The 23,024-nt window shown below is 63.5% G+C and carries 17 protein-coding genes; 3 read left to right on the forward strand and 14 right to left on the reverse strand.

Going from position 1 to position 23,024, the window contains the following annotated elements:
- Positions 1-12 precede the first annotated feature (12 nt).
- From ACIQF4_RS07630 to ACIQF4_RS07675, 10 genes are all read right to left on the reverse strand, one after another.
- Positions 13-747: a hypothetical protein gene (locus tag ACIQF4_RS07630; RefSeq protein ID WP_400516731.1), complete on the reverse strand. Its 735-nt coding sequence runs from the start codon at positions 745-747 to the stop codon at positions 13-15.
- Positions 748-1,124: 377 nt separating this feature from the next.
- Positions 1,125-1,805, reverse strand: a complete 681-nt coding sequence (locus ACIQF4_RS07635) for an SDR family NAD(P)-dependent oxidoreductase (RefSeq protein WP_400516732.1) — start codon at positions 1,803-1,805, stop codon at positions 1,125-1,127.
- On the reverse strand, positions 1,802-3,046 hold the full coding sequence (locus ACIQF4_RS07640; protein WP_400516733.1) for an exo-alpha-sialidase: 1,245 nt from the start codon (positions 3,044-3,046) through the stop codon (positions 1,802-1,804). Before ACIQF4_RS07640 ends, ACIQF4_RS07635 begins: the two co-directional genes overlap by 4 nt.
- 5 nt (positions 3,047-3,051) lie before the next feature.
- Positions 3,052-3,828 (reverse strand): HpcH/HpaI aldolase/citrate lyase family protein, encoded by a 777-nt coding sequence (locus ACIQF4_RS07645; RefSeq protein WP_400516734.1) that lies wholly within the window; start codon positions 3,826-3,828, stop codon positions 3,052-3,054.
- Between the two features lie 58 nt (positions 3,829-3,886).
- A complete protein-coding gene (locus tag ACIQF4_RS07650) occupies positions 3,887-4,876 on the reverse strand; it encodes an aldo/keto reductase (protein ID WP_400516735.1) in 990 nt (329 codons plus the stop codon).
- A 34-nt stretch (positions 4,877-4,910) separates the two neighbouring features.
- The gene (locus tag ACIQF4_RS07655; protein WP_400516736.1) at positions 4,911-5,744 is read right to left on the reverse strand and encodes an ATP-binding cassette domain-containing protein; all 834 of its coding nucleotides are present in this window, start codon (positions 5,742-5,744) and stop codon (positions 4,911-4,913) included.
- Positions 5,741-6,655: an ABC transporter ATP-binding protein gene (locus ACIQF4_RS07660; RefSeq protein WP_400516737.1), complete on the reverse strand. Its 915-nt coding sequence runs from the start codon at positions 6,653-6,655 to the stop codon at positions 5,741-5,743. The genes ACIQF4_RS07655 and ACIQF4_RS07660 overlap by 4 nt, the downstream gene beginning before the upstream one ends.
- Before the next feature lies 1 nt (position 6,656).
- Complete coding sequence (locus ACIQF4_RS07665) at positions 6,657-7,589, reverse strand: ABC transporter permease (protein WP_400516738.1); 933 nt, start codon at positions 7,587-7,589, stop codon at positions 6,657-6,659.
- Positions 7,586-8,521, reverse strand: coding sequence for an ABC transporter permease (locus tag ACIQF4_RS07670; RefSeq protein WP_400516740.1), 936 nt, complete (start codon positions 8,519-8,521; stop codon positions 7,586-7,588). Before ACIQF4_RS07670 ends, ACIQF4_RS07665 begins: the two co-directional genes overlap by 4 nt.
- A gap of 3 nt (positions 8,522-8,524) precedes the next feature.
- Positions 8,525-10,099, reverse strand: a complete 1,575-nt coding sequence (locus tag ACIQF4_RS07675; RefSeq protein ID WP_400516741.1) for an ABC transporter substrate-binding protein — start codon at positions 10,097-10,099, stop codon at positions 8,525-8,527.
- Positions 10,100-10,327: 228 nt separating this feature from the next.
- On the opposite strand from ACIQF4_RS07675, the gene pdxA reads away from it, so the two are divergent.
- Positions 10,328-12,706 carry a 4-hydroxythreonine-4-phosphate dehydrogenase PdxA gene (gene pdxA, locus ACIQF4_RS07680; RefSeq protein ID WP_400516742.1) on the forward strand — a complete coding sequence of 793 codons (2,379 nt, stop codon included), beginning with the start codon at positions 10,328-10,330 and terminating at the stop codon, positions 12,704-12,706.
- A gap of 70 nt (positions 12,707-12,776) precedes the next feature.
- Positions 12,777-13,547 (forward strand): DeoR/GlpR family DNA-binding transcription regulator, encoded by a 771-nt coding sequence (locus ACIQF4_RS07685; protein WP_400516744.1) that lies wholly within the window; start codon positions 12,777-12,779, stop codon positions 13,545-13,547.
- Positions 13,548-14,681: 1,134 nt separating this feature from the next.
- On the opposite strand, the gene ACIQF4_RS07690 is transcribed toward ACIQF4_RS07685, so the two are convergent.
- Both ACIQF4_RS07690 and ACIQF4_RS07695 read right to left on the reverse strand, forming a co-directional pair.
- Positions 14,682-15,695 (reverse strand): NgoMIV family type II restriction endonuclease, encoded by a 1,014-nt coding sequence (locus tag ACIQF4_RS07690; RefSeq protein WP_400516745.1) that lies wholly within the window; start codon positions 15,693-15,695, stop codon positions 14,682-14,684.
- A gap of 88 nt (positions 15,696-15,783) precedes the next feature.
- On the reverse strand, positions 15,784-16,644 hold the full coding sequence (locus ACIQF4_RS07695; protein WP_400579869.1) for an NgoMIV family type II restriction endonuclease: 861 nt from the start codon (positions 16,642-16,644) through the stop codon (positions 15,784-15,786).
- 227 nt (positions 16,645-16,871) lie between these two features.
- Between ACIQF4_RS07695 and ACIQF4_RS07700 the strand changes: the two genes are divergently transcribed.
- The gene (locus tag ACIQF4_RS07700) at positions 16,872-17,960 is read left to right on the forward strand and encodes a DNA cytosine methyltransferase (RefSeq protein ID WP_400516748.1); all 1,089 of its coding nucleotides are present in this window, start codon (positions 16,872-16,874) and stop codon (positions 17,958-17,960) included.
- A gap of 68 nt (positions 17,961-18,028) precedes the next feature.
- On the opposite strand, the gene drmB is transcribed toward ACIQF4_RS07700, so the two are convergent.
- Positions 18,029-19,876, reverse strand: coding sequence for a DrmB family protein (gene drmB, locus ACIQF4_RS07705; RefSeq protein ID WP_400516749.1), 1,848 nt, complete (start codon positions 19,874-19,876; stop codon positions 18,029-18,031).
- Positions 19,827-23,021: a helicase-related protein gene (locus tag ACIQF4_RS07710; protein ID WP_400516751.1), complete on the reverse strand. Its 3,195-nt coding sequence runs from the start codon at positions 23,019-23,021 to the stop codon at positions 19,827-19,829. Before ACIQF4_RS07710 ends, drmB begins: the two co-directional genes overlap by 50 nt.
- Positions 23,022-23,024: the final 3 nt, after the last annotated feature.

Consider the following 23,024-nt stretch of genomic DNA (forward strand, 5'->3'; position numbering starts at 1 on the left):
CCTTACTGGGGGTCATTTCTTCTGACGCCGGCTGCCGCCGTGCCAGTCCTCCTGCTGGCCGACGGTATCTGCGGCGACTCCGAAGGCAGGAAGCTGCGGCTGCTCACGGAGGCTGCGCTTAAGCTCCGCGAAGCCCGGGAAGCGTGCCAGCCCCACCACGTGGTCCCACAGCTCGGCGGCCGACTCTTCCTCCGGCAACCGGCTGATCACCGGCCCAAAAAACGCCACTCCGGCGGGCGGCTCAAAGTGGATGATGGGCGTGCCCACATCCTTGCCTGTCAGCGCCAACGCCTCATCAGTCTCCTGCCGTATCTCGCGGTCCCAGGAGTCGTCGTCGAGAGCCTTCGCAAGCTCTAACGGCAATCCGGCCTCAGCGAGGAGCGGCTCCACAAACTCACGCGTCCCGCGCCGCTCACGCATCTCGTTTTCAGTGCGCTGGTCCATGTCCGGGGCAGCTTCGAAGATGTGTGTCCCGAACGCCTCGTACAGGCGGGCGATGGACTCGCGGCCATGCTCCGCACGTGCCCGGGCCGCCACCCTCAGGAGCCGGAGCCCGGCGGTGTGTCCGGCCTCGTACTCAGGCGGGAAATGCGCGTCGTAGTCAACGTGGGCGTTGATCTGCCGCAACGAAATGACCCGCCAGTCCACGGTGTACTCGCGCTGCGCCTGCACCTGCCGCACCCACTTGCTTGTCATCCAGGCGAAAGGGCAGACCGGGTCGAAATAGAAGTTGATGTCGGCATTCACGCGTCCACCCTTGCACCTGTTAATGACCTGCGTCCAATCAACAAACCCGGCCCAGAGAGGCTGCCTTCATCATGGTCCTTGCAATCGTGAACATGCTGATCTTTGATCTTTGAAGCCCCAGATCTCTGCGCTCGGCCGGGCCGCAGGCGAACATCCTCGCACCGGGTTGTGCCAGCCCGGCTGGGACCTTTGGTCATGAAAGTGAAAGCTGCGAGAGCGCCACCCCAAACCCGCAGGAGGTGATAGAGCGTCTCGGGAAAACCGACGTCAAGTGATGGAGCGTCTCCGGAAAAGCGACATCAAGTGATAGAGCGTCGCAGGGGGTTTGGGGTTCGTTCGGGGGTGGGTTGGTTGGGAACAGGGGTTTCGCGGGGTGGCTAGAGGGAGGCGCCTCCGCAGATCACGTAGTTCTGGCCGGTGATCGACTTGCCGTGCGGGCCCAGGAGGAACGCGGCCAGGGCGGCCACGTCCTCCGGGTCCACCAGGGCACCGAGGGCGGGCATCTTCACCGGAGTGGCGGCGCGGCCGGGGTCGTTCAGCATCGGGGTATCGGTGGGCCCTGGAGACAGCACGTTGACGGTGATCCCCCGCGGCGCGAGCTCCTGCGCCCACGTCCGGCCGAGCCCCATCAGGGCAGCCTTCGTCGCGGCGTAATGGCTCTTGCCCGGCATCCCCGTTGAGGTGCGGCTGCCCAGCAGGACGATCCTGCCGCCGTCGGACATCGTCGGCACCAAAGCGTTGGCCAGCACGGAAGCCGCCGCCACGTGCACTGTGAACATCCCTGCCAGTGCAGACGGGTCAAGGGAACCCAGGTGGGCGGTCCGTTGGAAACCGGCGGCGTGCACCAGTGCGTCCGCCGGTTCGAGACCCGAGACCACAGCCTCTAGGGCCTCGGGCTCCGACAGGTCGGCCTGCAGCCAATCGAACTTCCCCTCCAATGAGGACTCGGTCCGGCTCAGGCCGGTCACCCGCCATCCGTCGGCGAGCAGGCGCTGAGCTATCGCCTTGCCGATACCCGAGCTGGTTCCGGTGACAACGGCGTGCTTCGCGCCGGTCATTCGTCCCCGCCCGGGGTGGTGGTGCCCTCGTACGCCCACTGCGGGTCCACTCGGACGAACTTGATGGCCTGCCGGAAGTACGTGTACGCGATGTTCAGGGAACCGTCCGGGCCCTGGTGGATGGACGGGTAGGAGTATTCGCGGTTGAGCCCGTCGCGGGAGTTGTTGGACAGGCAGTACCCGTCCCCCACGTCCAGGTTCCGGCGGATGGGCCACGAACGGCCGGAGTCCTCGGAGATGGCCAGCGTCATCGGCGAGCGCGGCGTTCCCCAGAAGGCGCGCTTGACGCCGTCGTCCTCGGAGAAAGCTGCGGCGTCCGGCTCGGCGACCTGGCCCTGCTCCTCGGCCAGGCCGTCGTCGTCGATTTCGTCGTAGAGGGACAGGCGCCGGTCGGTGCCCTCCCCCGCCCGGCTGTGGTTGTAGACCAGGGCCAGGCGGCCGTCCGCGAGCGCCGTGAACTGGACGGAGGAGTTGTTGTTCGGCAGCTCGGTGGGAACCGGCTCGCTCCAGGTGGATCCGTCGTCGTTGGAGCGGGACTCGTAGATCGAGTCCGCCCAGCGGCTGCGGAACAGGGCCAGCAGCGAACCGTCCGCCACGGGCTGGATGTTCATGTGGACACAGCCGAGGCTGCCGGGCAGGACGTGCCCGGTCCAGGTGGCACCGGCGTCGTCGGAAATCATCACCGCGCTGTCGTCGCTGTTGCCCACCCATTTCTCCCCCGGCACGGTAATGCAGCGGAAGATCGGCACCATCAGGCGGCCGGACGGCAGCACCACCGGCAGCTGGCGGACAAACACGCCGCCGGTTTCGTTGGCGGGGAACAGCGTTTCCACCTCGCCCCAGGTGCGGCCACTGTCCGTGGACATACGACGGCGGACCTCGGCGGTGTCCTGGTTGCCCGCCTTTTGAGCTGTGTACAGCAGCCAGAGTGCGCCATCTGTGTTCGTGAACAGGATGGGGTTCTGCTCGGAACGGGTGGAGTCGTTGGAGAGCTGCTGCGGCTCCGACCACTGGCTGCTGCCCGGCTCCAGGGCGGAGAACCAGATGGAGATGTCCGGCACGCCTTCCTGGGTGCCACCGAACCAGACGCAGCCGAGCCGGCCGTCCGGCAGGGTGAGGAGGTTGGCGGCGTGGCTCTGCACGGTGGGTGCGGGCAGGTAGGCGAAGTCGGCGCCGTCGGCCCGCTTCACCTGGCCGTCCGGGGTGATGGTGCTGTACGCGTCGGTGGTGGTGTTCTGCATGGAAGTCAGTCCTTCTTGGTGGCGGCGTCGAGGTGGGACTTGGCGATCTGTTCCAGGTGCGTCAGGTCCGAGGCAATGGTGGTGAAGGTGTAGCCCTGCTTCAGCCGCTGGTTGGCCACGGTGCCGGCAGGGGTGTGGATGCCGGCGGCGATGCCCGCGGAGGCGGCGGCCTCGGCGATGGTCTCCAGCGCCGAGTTGAATTCGGCGTCGACGGCGGGGTCCCCGGGGAAAGCCCCGCCCACGGCGATTGACAGGTCAGACGGGCCCACGTAGATGCCGTCCAGGCCGGGGGTGGCGCAGATTTCCTTGACGTTGGCCAGCCCCTCCGGCGTCTCGATCATGGCGAACACCAGGGTGGTGCCGTTGGCGTCGGCCGGCTTGGGCCCGATCCGCAGGGCGGAGCGCATGGGTCCGTAGGAGCGGCCGCCCATGGGCGGATACTTGGCGGCGGACACGGCGGCGGCTGCATCCTCCGCGTTGTTGATGAGCGGGACGATGACGCCCACCGCGCCGGCGTCGAGTGCCTTACCGATCGCGGTAAAGTCGTTGGCCTCCACCCGGACCATGCCGGCGGCGGTGTGCCCGGCGTCGATGGCCATCAGCCCGTTGAGCACGCCCGAGTAGCCGAGCAGGCCGTGCTGGGCGTCCAGTGCCACGTAGTCGTAGCCGAGGCGGCCGATGCGTTCGGTAGCCACGGGCGCGTCCAGCACCGCCCAGTAGCCCACCGCCTGCTCACGGGCGCGGATCTTGCGGGCGAATTCGAGGGCCAGTTCGGAGGTCATCAGAGTCCTTCAGTCAGTGGGTTCAGCAAAGAAGTCGGTTCGGTCAGTAAGGGAGAAGTCAGCGGTTGTAGGCGGGCATCGGGCCGCGCAGCGAGGTGCCGACGGCATCGCAGGCTTCCACCACGTCGGCCGGCAGCGGCCCGTTGGCCACGGCGGCGATGTTGGCACGCAGCTGTTCCACCTTGGACCCGCCGAGCAGCATGGAGCCCACACCGTCCCGGTAGGCGAGCCAGCGCAGCGACAGCTCGGCCAGCGAAACTTCGGCATCGGAAGCGATGCGGGACAGCTCCCCGATCGCGTCGAACAGCTGCTTGTCCCAGTACCGCTGTGTGTACATGGCGGCGAGCTTGGAATCGCCGTAGCGGCCCTCGGTGGGCTTGGCATCAAAGCTGTGCTTGCCGGTGAGCAGCCCGCCGCCCAGCGGGTTGTAAACCATGGTGTGCACGTTGTGGGTGGCGGCGAATTCGAGGTACTCCTCCTCCAGCCTGCGTGCCACCAGGTTGTACAGCTGCTGCGCGACGACGGGCCGCGGCGCCCCCACTTCCCGTGCGGTGTGGATGACGTCGGCGATCTGCCAGGCGGCGAAGTTGGACACACCCAGCGCGCCGATCTTCCCCTCCGCGACCAGCTCGGCCACCGTGGACAGGGTTTCAGAGAGAGGCGTGGCCCGGTCCGGCTGGTGCAGGTAGAACAGGTCGATGCTGTCCGTGCCCAGCCGGCGCAGGCTCCCCTCCACACTGGCCCGCAGCCCCGCGGGCGAGAGCGGCGAATTGGAGCCGGCGTCGGCGTGAGGCATGCCGGCCTTGGAAGCCAGGATGACGCCGTCGCGCTTTCCCTTCAGGAGGCGCGCAAGCATCTCCTCAGTCACGCCGCCCACGTAGGCGTTGGCGGTGTCGATGGTGGTGATGCCGGCGTCGAGCGCTTCCTCCACCATCCGCCCCGCGGTGGCCTCGTCAACGGTGTCGCCGAACGTCATGGTCCCCAGGACCAGCCGGGAGATGGGGAGTTTCAGGCCGTCCACCTGGGCGCCTTCGGGCTGCGTGCTCATGCGTTGATTCCTCGTGGTTGCGTAATTCAAAGGGTCAGTTGGACTGGTTGGCCAGCGCCAGGGAGCGGACCAGGTGCCGTGGCTTCAAGCCCGTCATGGTGGAGGGGTCCAGCGCCGCGCGGCGGAGTTTGCGGGTGTAGTCCTCCTTGGGGGCCGTCAGGACGGACGCGGTGGAGCCGTGTTCCACGAGCTTGCCGCGCTGCATCACCATGACGCTATCGCTGATCTCCTGCACCACGCCAAGGTTGTGCGAGATGAACACGTAGGTGATGCCGGATTCGTCCTGGATGGACTTCAGCAGCCGCAGCACCTGCGCCTGCACGGACACATCCAGGGCGCTGGTGGCCTCGTCGCAGACAAGCAGTTCGGGCTTGGACGCGAGAGCCCGGGCGATCCCGATGCGCTGGCGCTGGCCGCCGGAGAACTCGGACGGGTGCTTGTCCAGGGACTTCACGGGCAGGCCCACCTGGTCAATCAGCTTCGCCGCCGCCTTGTGCCGCTCGGCCTTAGACCGGACGCCCTGCAGTTTCAGCGGCTCGGCCACGATCTCCTGGGCCGTCATATGCGGATCCAGCGAGCCGTACGGGTCCTGGAACACCATCTGGAATTTGGAGCGCATGGGCCGCAGCTTGGCCTCGCTCATGGCCGCGATGTCCGTGCCGTCCAGCTCGATCCGCCCGCTGGTGGGGGTCACCAGCCGCATCAGTGCCTTGGCGATGGTGGACTTGCCGCAGCCGGATTCACCCACCACGGCGATCGTTTTGCCTTTGTCCACGGAGAACGAGACGTCGTCCACGGCCCGGAAGGTGCCGCCCGGCACGTGGTAGTCCACCACGAGGTTTTCGACGGCGAGGAACGGCTCTGTCATGGCTTTGCTCCGGTCTGGGTGAGGGCTGGGTCAGTAGTGGCTGAGGATCCGGCGTGCGCAGCGCGGCGTCCGGGGGTGCCGGCGGGCGTTTCATCCCACGGCCCCAGCACCGGCACGGCGGCCAGCAGGTCCCGGGTGTACTGCGTGGCGGGGTTGTCCACGATCTGCTGGACCTCGCCGGACTCAACGAACGAGCCGTCCTTCATCACGTGGATGCGGTCCGAAATCAGCCGGGCCACACCGAGATCGTGCGTGATCATCAGGATGCCGATGCCGCGCTGCTCCTGCAGTTCCAGCAGCAGGTCCAGGATGCCGCCCTGCACGGTGACGTCCAGGGCCGACGTCGGCTCGTCCGCCACCAGCAGCTGCGGTTCGGAAGCCAGCGCGATGGCGATCAGCACACGCTGCAGCATGCCGCCGGAGAGCTGGTGCGGGTACTTCTTCAGCTGCTTTTCCGGCGTCGGGATGTGCACCTGCTCCAGCAGCCGGATGGCCCGGGCCTGCAGCGCGGCCTTGTCCTTGGCGGAGGCGGCGCCGGCGATCCGGATGGCCTCGAACAGCTGGCTGCCGATCGAGTGCACCGGGCTCAGCGCCGTCATGGGATCCTGCGGGATCAGGGCGAGGGTCCTGCCGCGCACCTTGTTGATGGCCTTGGGGTCGGCGCTGATGTCGACGCCGTCAATCATCACGGTGCCGGACAGTACCGCCAGGTCCTCGGGCAGCAGGCGGAGGATGCCCATCGCCGTCGTCGACTTTCCGGAGCCGGACTCACCAATGATGGTGACCGTCTCGCCCCGGTGGATGCTGAAGCTGACGGAGTCCACGGCGCGGATGATACCGGCGTCGGTGATCAGTTCCACCTGGAAGTCGCGGACCTCCAGGAGCGGCTGTTCGGTGAAAGAGGTAGTCATGTCAGGCACCCTTCTTCCTGCGGCGGGGACGGTCGCGGAGGCCGTCGCCCAGCAGGTTGACGCCCACCACCATGAGCACGATCACCAGGCCGGGCAGGGTGACCATCCACCAGGAGGTGGTGATGTAGTCCTGGCCGTCGGAGATGATGCGGCCCCAGGTGGCGAAGGGCCGCTGCGGGCCGGCACCCAGGAAGGACAAAGCGGATTCGAGCAGCACGGCCTGGGCCAGCAGGAGCAGCACCACCAGGGTTGCCTGCTTGATGACGTTGGGGATGATGTGCTGGATCAGGATCTGGATCTTGTGCAGCCCCAGGATCCGGGCGGCGGACACGTAGGGCTTTTCGCGTTCCACCAGCACCATGGAGCGGGTGAGGCGTGCAACTTCGGGCCATTGGGCGATGGCGATCACGAAGGTGATCACCGGGATGGAGGGGCCGAACAGGGCCACCACCAGCAGCAGCATCATGAGCAGCGGCAGGGACATCTGGGCTTCGAGGAGGCGGGAGACGATGGTGTCCACCCAGCCGCCGAAGTAGCCGGCGGCCGCGCCGAGGATGATGCCGATGGCGCCGGAGACCAGCACGGCCAGCAGTCCGATGGTCAGCGAGACCTGGCCGCCGTGCAGTACACGGGAGAGGAGGTCGCGGCCCAGCTGGTCGGTGCCGAACAGGTGGCCGTCGGTGAGCGGCGGCAGGCGCCGGGCACCGAGGTCCTGGAAGTTGGCGTCCGGCAGCGGGAGCACCTGGGCCAGGATGATCGGGATGATCACCAGCAGGGTGCAGACGGTGCCCACGATGAGCTTCCACTTGGCGGCATTACGACGGCGGGTGGCGCCTGCCTTGGCGATGTCCGCCTTGGTGACGGCGCTGGGGCTGGGCTGCCGGGCTGTGTTTCCGGCTCCGCCGGAAGTAGGTGTTGCGGTGTCGAGGCTCATGCTGCTGCCGCCTTTCCAAGACGAACACGGGGATCAAGAAGCGGGTAGGCGAGGTCGATCAGCAACTGGACAGCCACCGCCAGCAGCGCGGTGAGGAGGACCGTGGCCTGGATGAGGGGGTAGTCGCGGGTTTCGAGGGCCCGGACAATCAGGGAGCCGACGCCGGGCCAGGCGAACACCACTTCCACCACCACAACACCGTTGAGCATCGCGGCGAACCGGGTGCCCAGGGCGGTGAAGACCGGGATGGCGGAGTTGCCCATGGCGTAGCGCCAGGTGAGGGCGGAGCTGCGGACGCCGCGGGAACGGGCCACCGTGAGGAACGGGGCTGCGAGGTTGTTGGTCATTTCGCGCCGGACCATCCGGGAGATCAGGGCGATCTGCAGGATGGCGATGGTGATGGTGGGGAGCACCAGCCCACCCCAGGTGGCGAACCCGGAGGCCGGGAAGATGGGGATCAGGACGGCGAAGCCGGTGAGGAGCATGATGCCGGTCCAGAAATCGGGCATGGACTGCCCGGCGATGGTCAGCACGTTGACGCCGAGTTCCTTGCCGGTGTCCGGGCGGCGGGACATCCACACACCCAGCGGGATGGCGACGACGGCGGTCAGCAGGATCGCGGCGGTGGCCAGGGTCAGCGTGTAGGGCATCCGCTCGGCCACCACCTGCATGGCGGGGGCCTGGAAGGAGTAGGACTGGCCCAGGTTGCCGGTGAACAGCTGCTGCAGGAAGATCCAGTACTGCTCCAGCACCGGCCGGTCCAGGCCAAACTGCTCCCGCACCTTCGCGAGCTGTTCGGTGGTGGCCAGCGGGCCGGCGTAGGAGACGGCGGGGTCGCCGGGGGCCATGCGGATGAGGATGAACACGGTGGACACCGTGAGGAACACGGTCAGCAGGCCCTGTCCCAGGCGCTTGAGGATGTAGTTCGTCATGGCTTAGGCCTCCAGCCGGACATCAACGAGGGGGTAGGAGTTGGTGGGTGCCAGGTTGATGTTGGACACCCGCTCCCGGTGGGCGAGGACGGACTTGGGGACGAACGCCCAGGCGCAGGGCCAGGTGTCCCACACGGCCTGCTGTGCGTCGTTGAGCAGTTCGGTCCGGCGGGCCGGGTCCGCTTCGGCGGAGGCGGCCTGGATTTTGGCGGTGACCTCGGGGATCACGTAGCCCTGGTAGGTGTCGCGGGTGGCTTCCCTTTCCGGGGTGCCAGAGTACATGCCCTGCAGCATGGTGATGGCCAGACCGGTGGGGCTGGGGTAGCCGTTGCCAAGGAGGTCCCAGTCGCCCTGCTTGCCCTGGCGCCAGGCCAGGATGTTGCCGCCGGGTTCGAACTGCTGCAGCTCGGCCTTCACGCCGATCTTGCCGAACATCTCCACCAGGGCCTCCATCACGGAGGTGTCCGAGGCGAACTCGCCGGTTTCCCAGATGATCTTCAGGGTGAGGTCCTTGACCCCCAGCTCGGCGAGGGTGGCCTTGGCCTTCTCGGGATCGTAAACGTACTCGCCGGTCTTGTGGTACCCGGTGAGGCTGGAGGGTGTGACGCCTTCGGCCTGGGTGACGGAGTCCACCAGCACGTCGCGGACCAGGGCTTCGCCGTCGATGGCCATGCTCAGTGCCTGGCGGACGCGGGGATCGGCCAGCGGGTGGCCGGCGGGCTTGCGGAAGTTGAAGAAGATCTGGTTGAGGCGGAGGCTGGACGCTTCCTGGAGTTCGACGCCGGGAAGTCCGGCGAGCTGTTCGCGGGAGTCGGGCGTGATGGAGTCGATGACGTCCACCTCGCCGCTGCGCAGGGCGATGACGCGGCTGGATTCCTCGGGGAGGAACCGGACTTCCACGTTGTCCACCTCGGGCGCCGGGCCCCAGTAGTTTTCGTTGCGGGCCAGGCTGTAGGTGCCGGCGCCGCGGTTGAACTTGGTGACCACGTACGGGCCGGTGCCCACGCCTTCCTGCAGTTCCTCCGGCTTGTTCTGCGCGGCGGGGGTAATCAGGATCATGCTCATGAGCGAGTCCAGGATGGGGATGGGCTTCTTGGACACCATCTTGAAGGTGCGGTCATCCACGGGCACCACCTCGGGGAATTCGGGGAAGAAGCCGGCCACGAAGGAGCCCTGCACCTGCTGGTACATCTTCAGGGCGGTGGCGATGTCCTCCACCTGCACGGGGCTGTTGTCCGAGTAGCGGATGCCTTCGCGCAGCGTGACGGTCCATTCGGTGGGGCCGGTCATTTCGAAGCGCTCGGCCAGGACCAGGACGGGCTTGGTTTCGGGGCCGATGGCGGTGAGGCCCTGGCGGACGGCGCGCTGCACGGTGACGGCGGCGTCGAACTGGTTGAGCTTGTTGTCCAGGCTGACCAGGGAGCGGTTCAGGGCCAGGGTCAGGGTGCTGGGTCCCGGCAGTCCGGTGGGGCCTGCGCAGCCGGCGAGGCTGCCGGTGCCCAGCAGGAACCCGGCCGCCGCGCCGAACTGCAGCAGGCGGCGGCGGGAAATCTCACTTCCTTGAGGAAGAACGGTCATCGTTGACCTCTCGGTAGATCGGGGGGACGGCTGCCGGCCGGAGTGGCTGCGCCGAATGTTGTGTCCATCACTTTGCCACTCCTGCGCATATTGCGCAACCCCTCTAGCGTGATTCGCGCAACCGTGTCATGATGATGGGGAACTTCCCGCTCTATATGGAGCGAGAAAGCCTATATAGAACTTGAAAACCCATTTGGGACTTCAGCCGACGACGACGAGAGGAGCAACGTGGCTTCCGTATTTGTGCAGGCCGACGATTTCTCCGGCGCCGCCGAGGTTGGCTACTGCTTTGTGCAGCAGGGGCTCTCCGCTCAGGTGCTGCTGGGCACTCACAGGGTTCCGGAAATGCACGACGGCGACGCCTCCTTCACGATGCCCGTTACCGACGTGGTGGTCACCGATACGCATTCGCGCGGGCTTGCTGAATCGGCTGCTGAAGCGCTGGTGAAGAACGCCTATTCCGGGCCTGAAGCTTCGGGCGCGCAGGTGATGTTCAAGAAGATGGACTCCCTGTGGCGCGGGAACGTGCGTGCCGAAGTTTCCGCGCTGACAAGCCTTGGTTTCCATGCCGTTGTTGCGGGAGCACTCCCCCAGCTGCAGCGGTCCGTACTTGACGGCCGCCCTGTGGTTGCCGGAATTCCCCTGGCAGAGACGGACCTGTGGCAGGCTGAACAGTCGGCCCCGCCCACGGACATTCCGTCCCTCCTGCGCCCCGAGGATCCGTCCTCGGTACAGACGCTGAATCTGGCTGAGGTGCGGTCCGGTTCACTGGCCGCGATGCTGTCCGTGCTGCTAGATTCCGACCAGCCGCAGCTGGTGGTGGCAGACGGCGAAACCGTGCAGGACCTGGAGTCCGTGGTGGAAGCCTTGCTGGAGCTGGATTTTCAGTCAGGCGACCGCCGCGTCGTGCTGGTGGGTACCGGCGGTACGGCTGACGTGCTGGCACAGCGCCTCGCAGCACAAACTGCGCGAAACGCGCAAACTGTGACGAAGACTGCTCCAACCACCGCGGAACCGCAGGGAGCAGCCAGGCCGGTTCTTGCAATCGTCGGCTCCGCATCTGGAACCGCGCGGGCGCAGCTCGCCAAACTCGAAGCCCAAGGCTTCACGGTGGTCCGGCTGCACCCACAGTACGCCGGAGCCACCGGCGCCTATGCTTCCCAACTGGCCCAGGTTTCAGAGGATTTGCGGGCAGGCCGCCGCGTAGCAATCACACTTGCAGCTTCAAAAGTGGATCCGTCTGGATCAGCCCGCATCGTGCAGGCACTGTCGAGGTTCGCATCCGAGGTCGCAAAGGCAAAGCCCACTGACCTGATCCTCACCGGCGGTGAGACGGCCCGGGAAGTCTTGGACGCCGTTGGCCTCCATCGGCTGGTGCCGCTCGCGGCCGTGCAGCACGGCGCGGTGCTCAGCCGCGCCGATGACGGGACGCTGGTGGGCACCAAGCCCGGCAGCTTCGGCGATGACCTCGCCCTCCTACAGCTTTACGACGAAATCCGGGAGCGCCGCGGCCGGTCCGCGCAGGCTCCCACCACCAACCTCTCCCCTCAAGACCAACCCTCTGGAGCACCCATGACAACCGAAGCAAGCAAGACCGAGCAGACCGCCCTCCCTTACGTGGCCGTGACCATGGGCGACGGCGCCGGCGTGGGGCCGGAGGTGGTGGTGGCCGCCGTGCTGGATCCGCAGAGCAATGCCGAGTGTCGGCCCGTGGTGATCGGCGACGCGCTGCGCCTGCGCCAGGCCGCTGACGTCCTTGGGATCGAGGCGGACATCCAGAGCATTGAGAACGTGGAGGATGCGGTGTTCACGCCGGGCAGGGTGAACGTGATCGACCTGGCGCTGCTGCCGGAGGACCTGGCGTGGGGCCAGCTCTCCCCCGTGGCGGGGCACGCCGCGTACGAGTACATCCGGGTGGCCAGCGAGCTGGCGATGGCCGGGAAGGTGCAGGCCATCTGCACCGCACCGCTGAACAAGGAGGCGCTGCACTCGGCCGGGCACATCTACCCCGGTCACACCGAGCTCCTGGCGCACCTGACGGGCACGGAGGAAGTGTCCATGATGCTCTCCACCCCCAAGATCCGGGTGATCCACGTGACCACCCACATCGGGCTGATGGATGCCATCCGCAAGATCAACCCGGACCTGGTGGAGCGCACCATCCGCCGCGGCCACGAGGCGTTGGTCCGTGCGGGCATCCCGAACCCGAAGATCGGCGTTTGCGCCATCAACCCGCACGCCGGCGAGAACGGGCTTTTCGGCCAGGGCGAGGAAGCGGAGAAGATCGAGCCGGGTGTGAAGGCGGCGCAGGCGGACGGGATCAATGCGGTGGGCCCGCTGCCGGCGGACACGCTGTTCTTCCTGGCCGGCCGGGGCGATTACGACCTGGTGGTGGCCATGTACCACGACCAGGGGCACGGGCCGGTGAAGGTGCTGGGCATCGAGGCCGGCGTGAACATCACGGTGGGCCTGCCGGTGATACGCACGTCCGTTGACCACGGCACCGCGTTCGACATCGCTGGCAAGGCGATCGCGGATTCGCGGTCCATGGTGGAGGCGCTGCACCAGGCGGCGGAGATGGCCACCCGGCCTGCCGTGGCCGTGTAGGTGTTGCTGCGGGGACTGGGCGCGGGCCGGAACTAGCATGGTTAGCACTGCCACGGAAAGGAGACCGGGAATGCTCAGCGCAAACGCGCGGCGCGAGGAGATCTACCACCTTGCCGTGACCACCGGCCTCGCCTCCGTGGAAGAGCTCTCCGCCCGGTTCGAGGTGACCGCCTCCACCATCCGCCGCGACCTGGCGCTGCTAAACGGGCAGGGCCGGCTGGCCCGCACTTACGGCGGGGCCATGGCCCTGGGCGCGCACCCGGAGGCGTCGCTGCGGCAGCGCACCGGCGAGGCGTTCGAGCAGAAGCATGGCATCGCCCGCTGGGCGGCGACGGTGATCCAGCCAGGGGAGAACATCCTGCTCGACGCCGGCTCCACCGTGGGTGCCCTGGCCCACGAACTGCGCGGGTTCGAGAAACTGTCCGTGACCACGCCGGGCATCAACACTCTGCAGGAGCTGGCCGACTCGGAGGGCGTTGAGGTGGACTGCCTGGGCGGGCGGCTGCGGAGTCTGTCGCAGAGCTTTGTGGGCCCGCTGGCCGAGGCCGCGCTGGAGCGGATGAGCTTCGACCGGGTGTTCCTGGGCGCCGACGCCGTCACTGCCGAGGACGGCATTTGCGAGGCCGACCACGCCCAGACCCGCCTCAAGGAGCTCATGGCCCGGCGCGGCCGGGAGGTCTACGTGCTGGCGGACTCGTCCAAGCTGGGCCTGCGGCCGTTCCACGCCTGGGCACGGCTGGCGCTTCCCTGGACCCTGGTGACGGACGACGGCGCCGACCCCGGGCAGGTGCAGAAGTTCCGCGATGCGGGGGTGCAGGTTGAGGTGGCTGCTGTCGCCTGAGGCTCAAGTTTATGCTGGTTCCTACAACCGCAAAGACCTAAAGGCAACAGCCAAATGTTGCAACGCCTGGCCGCCCCCCAGGAAGCGGTGGGCTAAGCATACTTTTCTACCTAAGGGACCTTTCAGTTTCGCCGAGTAGCAGGCTCAGGCCCTGTCTTTGGGAGATTTGGCAGGGAATCTCGAGCCTTATGACATCAATGTCTCCCGTGCCCTGACGTCGGCGTTGGACCAGTCTCTGGCAAAGGTTGACATCGCCGCGGTGTTGGCTTGGACGATAAGTTGCGATTCCTCAGGGGTGAGACTTACGTCCGCCGGACGTCTGGATAGCGAGATCACGGTCCACCGTTGGAGGGGCCAACGACTTAGTTCGGATCTGAGCCCTGGATCGATGCTCTCCACATGCCATCTACCCAAAGCTCCTGCGAGTCTCCCCAGCATGTCTGAATCTCTAGCCCCATCCGAGAACAAGACCGAGAAATCGGAGAGAATTCCAATGACATCACCGATGACCGTTCGCTCTCTATTCTCAGAGGCCTCCCGCCGCTGCTCCGCAAGCTGCTTCTCAAGGCCCCTACGTTGCTCGCCAAGGTTCCTGTTGAGCGCGACGCGCTGTTCACCCAACTGGTTGCGAGATAGCCGCGCCTGTTCGGAAGCGGCCGCAGCTGCCAGCTGCCGCTGTGTGGTCTCGTTGAGGTTCGCTATTAAGCTCTGTTCCTTAGGTGTTGCACCAAAACGTAGGAAGCGACCCAAGCTGCTACGCCAGCACCAATTAGCGATCCAATTACACCGCTCCAAAGCTGCGCCCATGTACCGCCGCTCATGACGAGGAATGAATCAATGACGATTTTCAACGGGACGAACAGCTTAGAGATCAGTAACCAGGCTAAGAAAAACGAATCGGACCCTGGCGCATCTTATAGCCTAAAACAGCCACCTCCCATGAGGGCATCTTCGAAGCAGATCACGCCCAGACATATCTCAAAGAGCGGACGGCGCATCGCGTTCGTAGGTGTGAGTGCTGGGCTCTAATGGGCACGTCGTCCAGGGCTGCATGGCCCGTTTCCTAACGCCACTGGAGGGAGCAGCGACCGCATTTCCGCTGCGCAGCCCTGCCATCGACACACTGGTACGTTCTTACACTGCGAGGTCTAAGGGCAGGTCAGAGATGTCTTTCAGCCGCTTTCCATGCACCATCATTTGAAGCATTTCGAAAGCGGACTCGTCGCTGTCCTCCTCAAGGGTGTGCATTAACTCCGGAAGCGCGAAGTGGTATACGCAGTCTACGTCTCCCGTGCCTAGAGCTAGCGATGCCAGTCTATTTGGTACCGGTTCAGCTGTGACAATCGCAATGTGAGGAGTCCGACCCTTCCGATTCCGAATTAGGTTGAGCGCTTCAGAACGAGCATTCTGAGCGCGATCGGTGCGAATGGTCCACTTGCAGGAGATAACTGCATGAAGAAGTGCGCGAGCCTGTACATTGCTTCGAATCGAGGCGTACTGTGCGACATCTTCGCCAACGATGTAGCGGTCCCGATTTATTAAGTCGTCTCCGACCGGCATGCGAGTCACGACAACATCCGGAGCAATAGCATAGGCATTTCCCAATGAAGCCTGCATTGCCCGATTCTCCTTGACGATTGTTTCTAAATCTGCAAGATGCTCGTACTGCTCGTAAATTGATCCCTCGATCTTTTGCTTCTGCGACTTGAATCCAGGGTGACTATTATCGCCAATGCGACGCACGGTCCAATCCCCGGGGCGAAGCGTATCTAGGTAAGGAAATGTTTTTCCTAAGAAATTAGCAGTCGCCTGTTCGAACCGGGCTCCCAAAGTTTGGCCTTGTAGTTTTTTTGCACGCGTCGCCGTTCCTAGTCGCTCAGCGACTCCTTGTGCAAACCTAATGCTTGGTCGGCTACTCGAGTCCGCGTTGCTTGGAACTCCTTCGGCATCTATGGTCAGGGCACTGGCTAAGTCCCGGTGAAACTCGCGGCGTGCTGTAACCAATAGGGGTTCCGTTCCGCGGTTCATGCGCGCAACTGCATCACCAGCGTGAGGAACATAATCGACACCGCCAGTCGGGGTGGATGCTTCAGCTCGGCCTGTTCCGGCAGAAGGGGATAACCTAAATAGCGTGCCTTCTTCGGACATTCTTCCTCCAGTTCAATTCGCCTAGACCCCATATGCCACTAACTTTTGTCGGGCCAGCTTTCGTGCCGCTCTACTTACTGTTGACCAGTTAGACGCCCCTAGAAGGAAGCTCTACCTCATCTAGCCTCTCGCCTCTCCGGCGCGCGAGTTCTTCAGCTTCAGCGATGGCGCCCTCTGGCACGGTTGGCGGAGCATAAGTGGAAATCGACTTCACAGCCTCTACCATGTCGTCGTAATCGCGAATACGTCCCTGCTTGAGCAACCTGTCAAAAGTGATGCCCGGACTCCAGTTGTCCTTTTTTGTGAGCCTGACTTTTTCCACGGCACGCGTCAGAGCTGGAAGGTCCAAATGGTACACGTAGTCAACCGCTCCTGAACCGTCCGCAAGAATCCTCAACATTGCTGGTCGAGGTTCCATGGTTATGACCGCATAGTGCGGCATGGGCCCCCGCCGTTGTGAAGCCAGCTTGGCACCTTGAGATACGCAGTCCTGTGCCCGGTCGGTGCGAAGTGTCCATTTTGACGAAAGCCCGAGTCGGAGCACGGGTTCCTTCCCCTCCGTCTCTAGTGCACAAGTGAGATCTAGATTTAGCAGGGACTCTTCAGGCATATACAACTTGAGTCTCTCACTGATGCTGTCTTGGGTAGCGAACTTTGTTGAGGCGGCTTTCAGTTTCCGCCGGAGGCTTGACGTGGCCTTCGATCGCGGGAGTTCCTGTGCAATTGCGAGCAAGTCGTTTATGGTTGGCCAGGCGTCTTTATGCCCCTTTTTGAACTCCGGGAAAACTCGCAAGTGTGCATACTGCTGGAAATCAAGTGCTGACTTCGAACGGTGGATCGCAACGTGGGAACATACCTGTTGTAGGTGCTCTTGTATCGCCTCCTCCATCCTTGCCCCTGGATCCTTGGGGCCTACCCTGTCGCTAGGCACCCGGAGTTCCTCGAACAAGGCCCTTCCCAGCTCCTTTGACCCCTCTTCGCTAGCATCCGACGTGTTTGGGCGGTCGGTAAGGTTCTGTTGTCTGTCCAAGCGATAACCGCATAGCTGAGCGGCGAAGGGAGCGGGCATGCGCCTGAGCTTCTCATTAACAGTGATCAATCACCCAGCCGGACACACCCACGAGCACGAATGTCCTACCCCAGCGTAAGGATAGGATTACGACCGGGAAGGGCATCATGGACATACGCACAATTGACTTATTCGCAGGCGCCGGAGGACTCTCTCTTGGCTTCGAGCAGGCAAAGCTAGGCTTCATGCCTATCTTCGCCGTTGAGATCGATAAGGCCGCCGCAAGCACCTACGAGAGACACTTCGGCTGCAAGGTAGAAACCGGCTCTGTGACGGACGTGGAGACGTTCCCAGAAGCCGACGTCATCATCGGGGGACCTCCTTGCCAAGGCTTTTCACCCCTGGGACGCGACCGTGACGACGAATCCCGAGCCGAGCTCAACGAACTCTGGCAGCAGTACCTTCGCGCTGTCCGCCAGGTAAAGCCCGCGGCCTTCGTCATCGAGAACGTACCGGAATTCCAGAAGTCCGCGCAGTTCCACGCCCTCTTAGAGGCAATGGAAACTGATCCCGTACTCAAGGAGTACGCCTTCGCTTACGGCCCGCTGAACGCCGCTGAATATGGCGCGCCCCAGCGCCGAATCCGAGGAATCTTCATGGCAGTCCGTGGTGCCCAAGCAGTAGCGTGGCCTCCGCCCGTTACCCATGGACCGAACGCGGTCAGCGGCACCCCGTTTGTGACAGTACGAGACGCTATCGGTGACCTACCTCCGTACCCGACCGCCGTCGAACCGGAAGTGATCGAGGGTTTTTCTGGCGACCGTCAGGAGCTCCACCTAAAGCGCAACCCTCGCCCCACGAGCCTAGAGCGCTACATGGCGATTCCCGAGGGCGGGAATCGGTTCGACCTGGCGCGGAACCGACCGGATCTGCTCCCGAGGTGCTGGGCTGAAAAACCGACCGGCACGACTGACGTCATGGGTCGCTTGTGGTGGGAACGCCCATCACCAACGATCCGCACGGAGTTCTTTAAGCCGGAGAAGGGCCGCTACCTCCACCCTGAGGCGCATAGGCCGATAACCCATCGCGAAGCGGCACGGCTTCAAGGCTTCCCTGACAGCTTCATTTTCGAAGGTTCCAAAATTGAGATAGCCCGGCAAATCGGCAACGCCGTCCCGACGGCGCTGGCTCAGGCATTAGCCCGTCATCTTCGCGCTGCTCTTGTCGCCCAGCAAGAGCTTGCCGAAGTCGCGTAGTAGCAAAAGCCCCTAAGAAGCCGCTCTGGGACAGTCCCAGAGCGGCTTCTCGGTTCAAATAGCCACTGCTATTCCTTTTCCAGTCCCGTCGACCGAACTTCCTCCAGTACTCCATCCAGCAAGCCGGGGACATGGCTTCCGCCTAGCACCAATTGCCTATCGAGGAGTCGATTGGCAGTTTCACAGGACGTCTCGCTGACAAGCGAACAGCCATGGCAGGCGGATAGGTTCAGACTGGATGTGCCCTGCCGATCGCTTTCAATGCAAACAGGATCGTTCGAGCAGACGTCAGCATCGTCGAGGGCTGCGAGGAGTAGCGGCACTAACTTGTCCGGATCGCCGAGTCTCACAAGTCCCCCGAGAGTGCCTTGGGCATCACCGGCTGCTGTATAGATCAGAATGCCGGCGGTACGGTCAGGACGATCGGAATGCGCATAGATCCGCTCCTGAAGAGATGCGGAGGAATAACCGCTTGCATAGGCGAGACGGCGGATCAGGAGGTGCGCGATCGTGTGCAGAGCGACGTAACGAGGCTCTGGTGCGTCAAGTCGGTGCGCCCATGGAGTTTCGTTGCGTCTGCTAACAAGAATTCCAGCTCGAGCCTGGACCTCTGATCGGGTTTCCCACTCACTTAGGAACTCCTCGTCGAACTGAAGGAATATCCCCTCCCCATACATCTCGATGGCCGGAAAGACAGGCCTTCTCTTGCCATCGATGGAGAGGTCTGCACTAATCATCTCCGCGTCGGCGGAGTAGCGGCGGAATCCTTTCAGCGCCCGGACTTCGCGCACCCTCCTGACCTGTCCGACGGCGGTCAGCCGGGACGCCAACGTAGAGGGAACGGTCTGATGATTCTTGACGGACCAGCTATCGACAACAAAGTCGCCTTCACTTAGGTCTCGCCCTGGCTGCCCCAGCTTTTTTTGGAAGGCTGCCCATTCACCGTCCTTCAGATCCAGTAAGACATCATCGGCTGGCTCGCTGTTACCAGACGCGACCGTCAAGACTTGTTCAACCGTTACGCCGAGTTCGTCGGCCATCCATCCCGCGATCATTTCGGACTGCGGTCCGCCGTTGTCGGCAACGACCTTTTCAAAAAACATGTGATTTCGGATGGCATCATCAGCTGCAGCCGAGCGAGGACGTTCTTCAGGGATGTCAAGCGCTGAGATCCTTTCGGCGATATAGTTGCCGGTTGCCCCGCGCTGCACCGCAAAAAGCTTATGATCACACGCACTACCGGGCAACGGGTCCTGCCAGGGCTGGCTCCCTCTGCAACGGATGCCGTCCCGACCGAGCGCGTCCTTCATTACAAGGTCAGACAAAGGCCTGGAACGTTTGCAGCCTCCGCACTCCACGCGCAGCGACTTGAGACCTTCGCCGTGCTTTGCAGAGCGCACGAACCGAAGCTCCTTGTAGGCGCGACAGAAGCGTACAGTCTCTGTGACTCCGGCATCGTGGCCGCGGTGTGTCCACATAAACCAAGGGATGTCCTGAAGGTGACTACCCTTCTCGCAAACGGCGACATAACGCATGGGAACGAGTGAACCCTCGCAGGAGCACTTGTTTGCCCATTTTCCCTTGTTTTTCCTGGTCTGCTGGGACAGCCGCGAGCATCGCTCACAGAACCTCCAAGATGGAAACCGCCAGTACAAGAGACCGATCGTATCTTTACCCGCTCGGCCTGAGTGAGTCGGGGCCTCAAGCAGAACGCTCGGTCCCAGCCGTTCTACGAGACGTTCGCAGTGGATCTCAGGAGCGAAACGCTTATCCCACCACGATGTGTCGGGCGCGATGAGAGACTCGCCGCGCACGTCTACGATTGCACCAACCCCAAAAGGCGAGATGGTCTCCGACAACCGCAGGTCATGCTTGATCCGTTCCACTGGTTGCCTCCTCAAAGGGCTCACGTACATCCACGGCCACGTTAGGTTCGACAGACCGCATGGAATCTGCCACCAGCCAGCCCTCCCCCGATTGCCCAAAACGTTTGAACAGCGCGTTGTCCGTCTGGTTCTTTCTGTCGTACAGCAGAAGCGAATCTGACTCCCGCGCATTTCTCGCACGTCTGTCCCACTCGTTGAGCAGCGTCCTAACCCTCTCGCGCGTGTCATCCGCTTCGACCTTGTCAGCGCTCTGAACGAGTCCTACGAATCTATCGACTAGCGTGTCGATCGTCCCGCTCAGCACGGCATTCTCCAGATCGAGTTGACCAGCAGCGTCGTTTCCGGCTAGCGCGGGTACTAGATGCCGTATCAGCGCCGCCACCGCACCAGCCAGCGAGCGCTCACGTGACGCCAGCGACCAGGGAGTGACGCTGGTCGGTTCGACATTGCGGTAGAGCACCTCGTGGTACCCGCGGAAAGTCTCGAAGTGCGATCGGTCCCGCGCACGGTTGGAGCGAAACAACGTTGTGACGACGCCTTGGACGGTGCCGCGTCCGACCCTGCTGGTGGCCTGGATGTACTCGGACGTCGTTTTAGGCTGGCCGACCATAAGCATCAAAGCTAGGCGTGGGATGTCAATTCCCACGGAAAGCATGTTGGACGAAAGTACGATGTCGATGGCTTGGTTTGTACTATCTATGCTCCGCCTTAGCTCACGCAGATCGTTCGGGAGCTCTTCTGGTCCACGGCGGCTGGTGAGCTCGAGGACCCTTCCTGCTCTGACTGTTCGGAGATCGTGGCCGAGCCGCTCCGCCCTGGGTTCAAGGCGTGCATTGACGTCATCGACAACGAGGGTTCCGGTTCGTCCAAGCTCGCGCAAGCTGTTGTGGTACATAACGGCAGTCCAGTAGGCGTCACGGCTGACACCCGAACTCCCTAATCTGTCGAGCACGGCTGGGATCTCGACCAACGGCGAAGCCGCCGATACTGTGGACGACATCTGCGATAACGCCTGCGGCATCAGCCCAAGGTATAGGCGTCCCTCGCCACTGCTTACAGGCCGGGAAAAAAACGTCCGGTCGTCGTCGAGCCCCGACGGGGGATACAAGGCAACCGCTCGCCCATACAAGCCCTGAACCTGGTCATCCGAGGATCTGATCGTGGCAGTCGACGCTACGATTTTTGGCGTGGCCCCGCCAGCGGAAAGTAGCAACTTTATTACGGCGTCAAAGACTGCCACCGTGGTTCCCAGAGGGCCCGACAGCAGGTGCAGCTCGTCCTGAATGATCAAAGACGGCTGGCGAAACGCGGTATTTAGACCGAGCAACCGCCCTGCCTCTGCGCGAAACTGCAGGCGCGCAAACTTATCGACGGTCGCGAGCAGGATCGTGGGTGGATTCTCATAGAGAACCTCATCCACAACCTCCACCGGAAGCGCATCACTAAATTCGCACGAGCCGTCAGTGCAGTGTATGACAACGTCACGGCCGACAAGCCTAACTCCATACTCCTGCAACTTTGCGGACCGGGCCTTCGGCAGGAGGTCCCTAGCGCACCACGGACAGCTTTCGACCTGGAACTGGTTCGCCTCTTCTGGACGTGCTGCCTTGTATAGCCGTTCAATGGCCGCCTTGGCATCCCGTCGGGATCCCGGGGTAACCTCATTGCCCACCCAGAGGCCGATCGTGAAGGTCGCCATTCCTCTGACCCTGGGGTCACTAAGCAGGCCCGGCCTTCGCAGGAGCTCCATTGCACAGATCAGCGAGGCAGCGCGCTGAAATTGCTGGGAGGTCAGCAGGCGAAGCGTGTAACGGGTCAGTACTGCCGTTCCACCGCCTGCCGGTCCTTCTGCGATTCGCCGGCGGAAGATTTCGATAGCTGCCAGCCCCAGGTAGGCCTCTGTCTTTCCGCCACCAGTTGGGAACCAAATCAAGTCTACGAGCTCGCGTTCGTCGTGGGTCTCATCCACTGTCGAGGCAAGAGCGACCAGCAGGAACCCGAGCTGGAACGGCCGCCAACGTGGCTCCGTCAGTTCAGCACCTCGATTGAGCTGAGCCTGTCGCATTTGCAGCCGCATGGCCACCATAGCTAGGGCGAACGCCGAGCGGAGATCGGATCGGTCGTTCCGGCGCAGGAGCGCGACCGTCTCGCTCATCCGGCCATGGGCAACCACCGAGCGGTCAACAATTCGTCTGGCAACCAAAGCGTCGGAGCCGAACGAACTCACGCGATTTTCTTCCGAAGCAACCCAAGACCCGAAAGCATCAACGAAGGCGTCCAGAGATGCGAGAACCTCCTCCGGCGACCCGTCGAGTCGCGAAAGATGATCGAGACGCAGCGCCTGCGCCTCAGCTGTCGAATCGTCGAAGCCGGTTGTCTCAATAGCCGGCACCACAAAGGAGGGCACGGGTTCGAGCCACACCCGACGGCAGCATCCATCAGTCAATTCCCAGTCGGCCGCCATGCCATGCCCGACGGCGTAAACCTTTCGATCCCGGTACCGGAGCCTAAGCTCGGCCGCCTCGTCATCGAGATCCAATGCTCTCGTAGTGTCGTATTCGAGGATCGACCCTTGTCCCTGTGGGGCGACTGCAAGCGAGACCTGGTAAAGCATATTGACCGCGTCGAGGCGGTCGTCCCCAGTCGACTGGCTCAGGACACGTACATGGACGGTCACAAGGAAGGCATCGCCAAATCCTCTCCACCGAGATCCAATTTGGATTGGTACGTCGCCTGCCACGTCTTCATAGTGCGGCTGTTTGCGAGCAAGCTCGAGACCCTCGAAATGGAATGGCACACGCCGCCACCGGGGCGGGCCATCCTCATCCAAGGCAGCGTATGTTGCGCCCGTGAGGTCACATTTGACCGCAGAATCATTAGTGATGAAAGAGATTGCAACGGATGAAGGCCGCCAATCCTCTGCGATTGGAACGCTGGCACCCGTTTCCTCGACTTCCCCGGACGAAGAGACCGCTCCGTCGACGTCAACCTCGTCATAGTCAGGAGCGGCACCCTGGTCGGCAGTTGGAGCGGCACTGTCATGTGGAAAGAGCATGCCCACGGCGTATTGCCTATTAGGTAGGTTCTCGAGGACCTCGTCGTCGCCTCCGTCTGGACCGAGGTAAGCAGATCGCAGGTGCTGCAGCACAAGGCGTTGTGCGTGGGTGAGAGTCACCGT

It is taken from the genome of Pseudarthrobacter sp. NPDC092202 (assembly GCF_044755505.1).
GTDB lineage: Bacteria > Actinomycetota > Actinomycetes > Actinomycetales > Micrococcaceae > Arthrobacter.

Bases quoted from the DNA above. Each gene is read 5' to 3' on its own strand.
- ACIQF4_RS07700 (WP_400516748.1), top strand. From the start codon at position 16,872: ATGGACATACGCACAATTGACTTATTCGCAGGCGCCGGAGGACTCTCT.
- ACIQF4_RS07690 (WP_400516745.1), bottom strand. From the start codon at position 15,695: ATGTCCGAAGAAGGCACGCTATTTAGGTTATCCCCTTCTGCCGGAACA.
- ACIQF4_RS07635 (WP_400516732.1), bottom strand. From the start codon at position 1,805: ATGACCGGCGCGAAGCACGCCGTTGTCACCGGAACCAGCTCGGGTATC.
- ACIQF4_RS07665 (WP_400516738.1), bottom strand. From the start codon at position 7,589: ATGAGCCTCGACACCGCAACACCTACTTCCGGCGGAGCCGGAAACACA.
- ACIQF4_RS07660 (WP_400516737.1), bottom strand. From the start codon at position 6,655: ATGACTACCTCTTTCACCGAACAGCCGCTCCTGGAGGTCCGCGACTTC.
- drmB (WP_400516749.1), bottom strand. From the start codon at position 19,876: ATGTACGTGAGCCCTTTGAGGAGGCAACCAGTGGAACGGATCAAGCAT.
- ACIQF4_RS07650 (WP_400516735.1), bottom strand. From the start codon at position 4,876: ATGAGCACGCAGCCCGAAGGCGCCCAGGTGGACGGCCTGAAACTCCCC.
- ACIQF4_RS07645 (WP_400516734.1), bottom strand. From the start codon at position 3,828: ATGACCTCCGAACTGGCCCTCGAATTCGCCCGCAAGATCCGCGCCCGT.
- ACIQF4_RS07655 (WP_400516736.1), bottom strand. From the start codon at position 5,744: ATGACAGAGCCGTTCCTCGCCGTCGAAAACCTCGTGGTGGACTACCAC.
- ACIQF4_RS07675 (WP_400516741.1), bottom strand. From the start codon at position 10,099: ATGACCGTTCTTCCTCAAGGAAGTGAGATTTCCCGCCGCCGCCTGCTG.
- ACIQF4_RS07685 (WP_400516744.1), top strand. From the start codon at position 12,777: ATGCTCAGCGCAAACGCGCGGCGCGAGGAGATCTACCACCTTGCCGTG.
- ACIQF4_RS07670 (WP_400516740.1), bottom strand. From the start codon at position 8,521: ATGACGAACTACATCCTCAAGCGCCTGGGACAGGGCCTGCTGACCGTG.
- ACIQF4_RS07640 (WP_400516733.1), bottom strand. From the start codon at position 3,046: ATGCAGAACACCACCACCGACGCGTACAGCACCATCACCCCGGACGGC.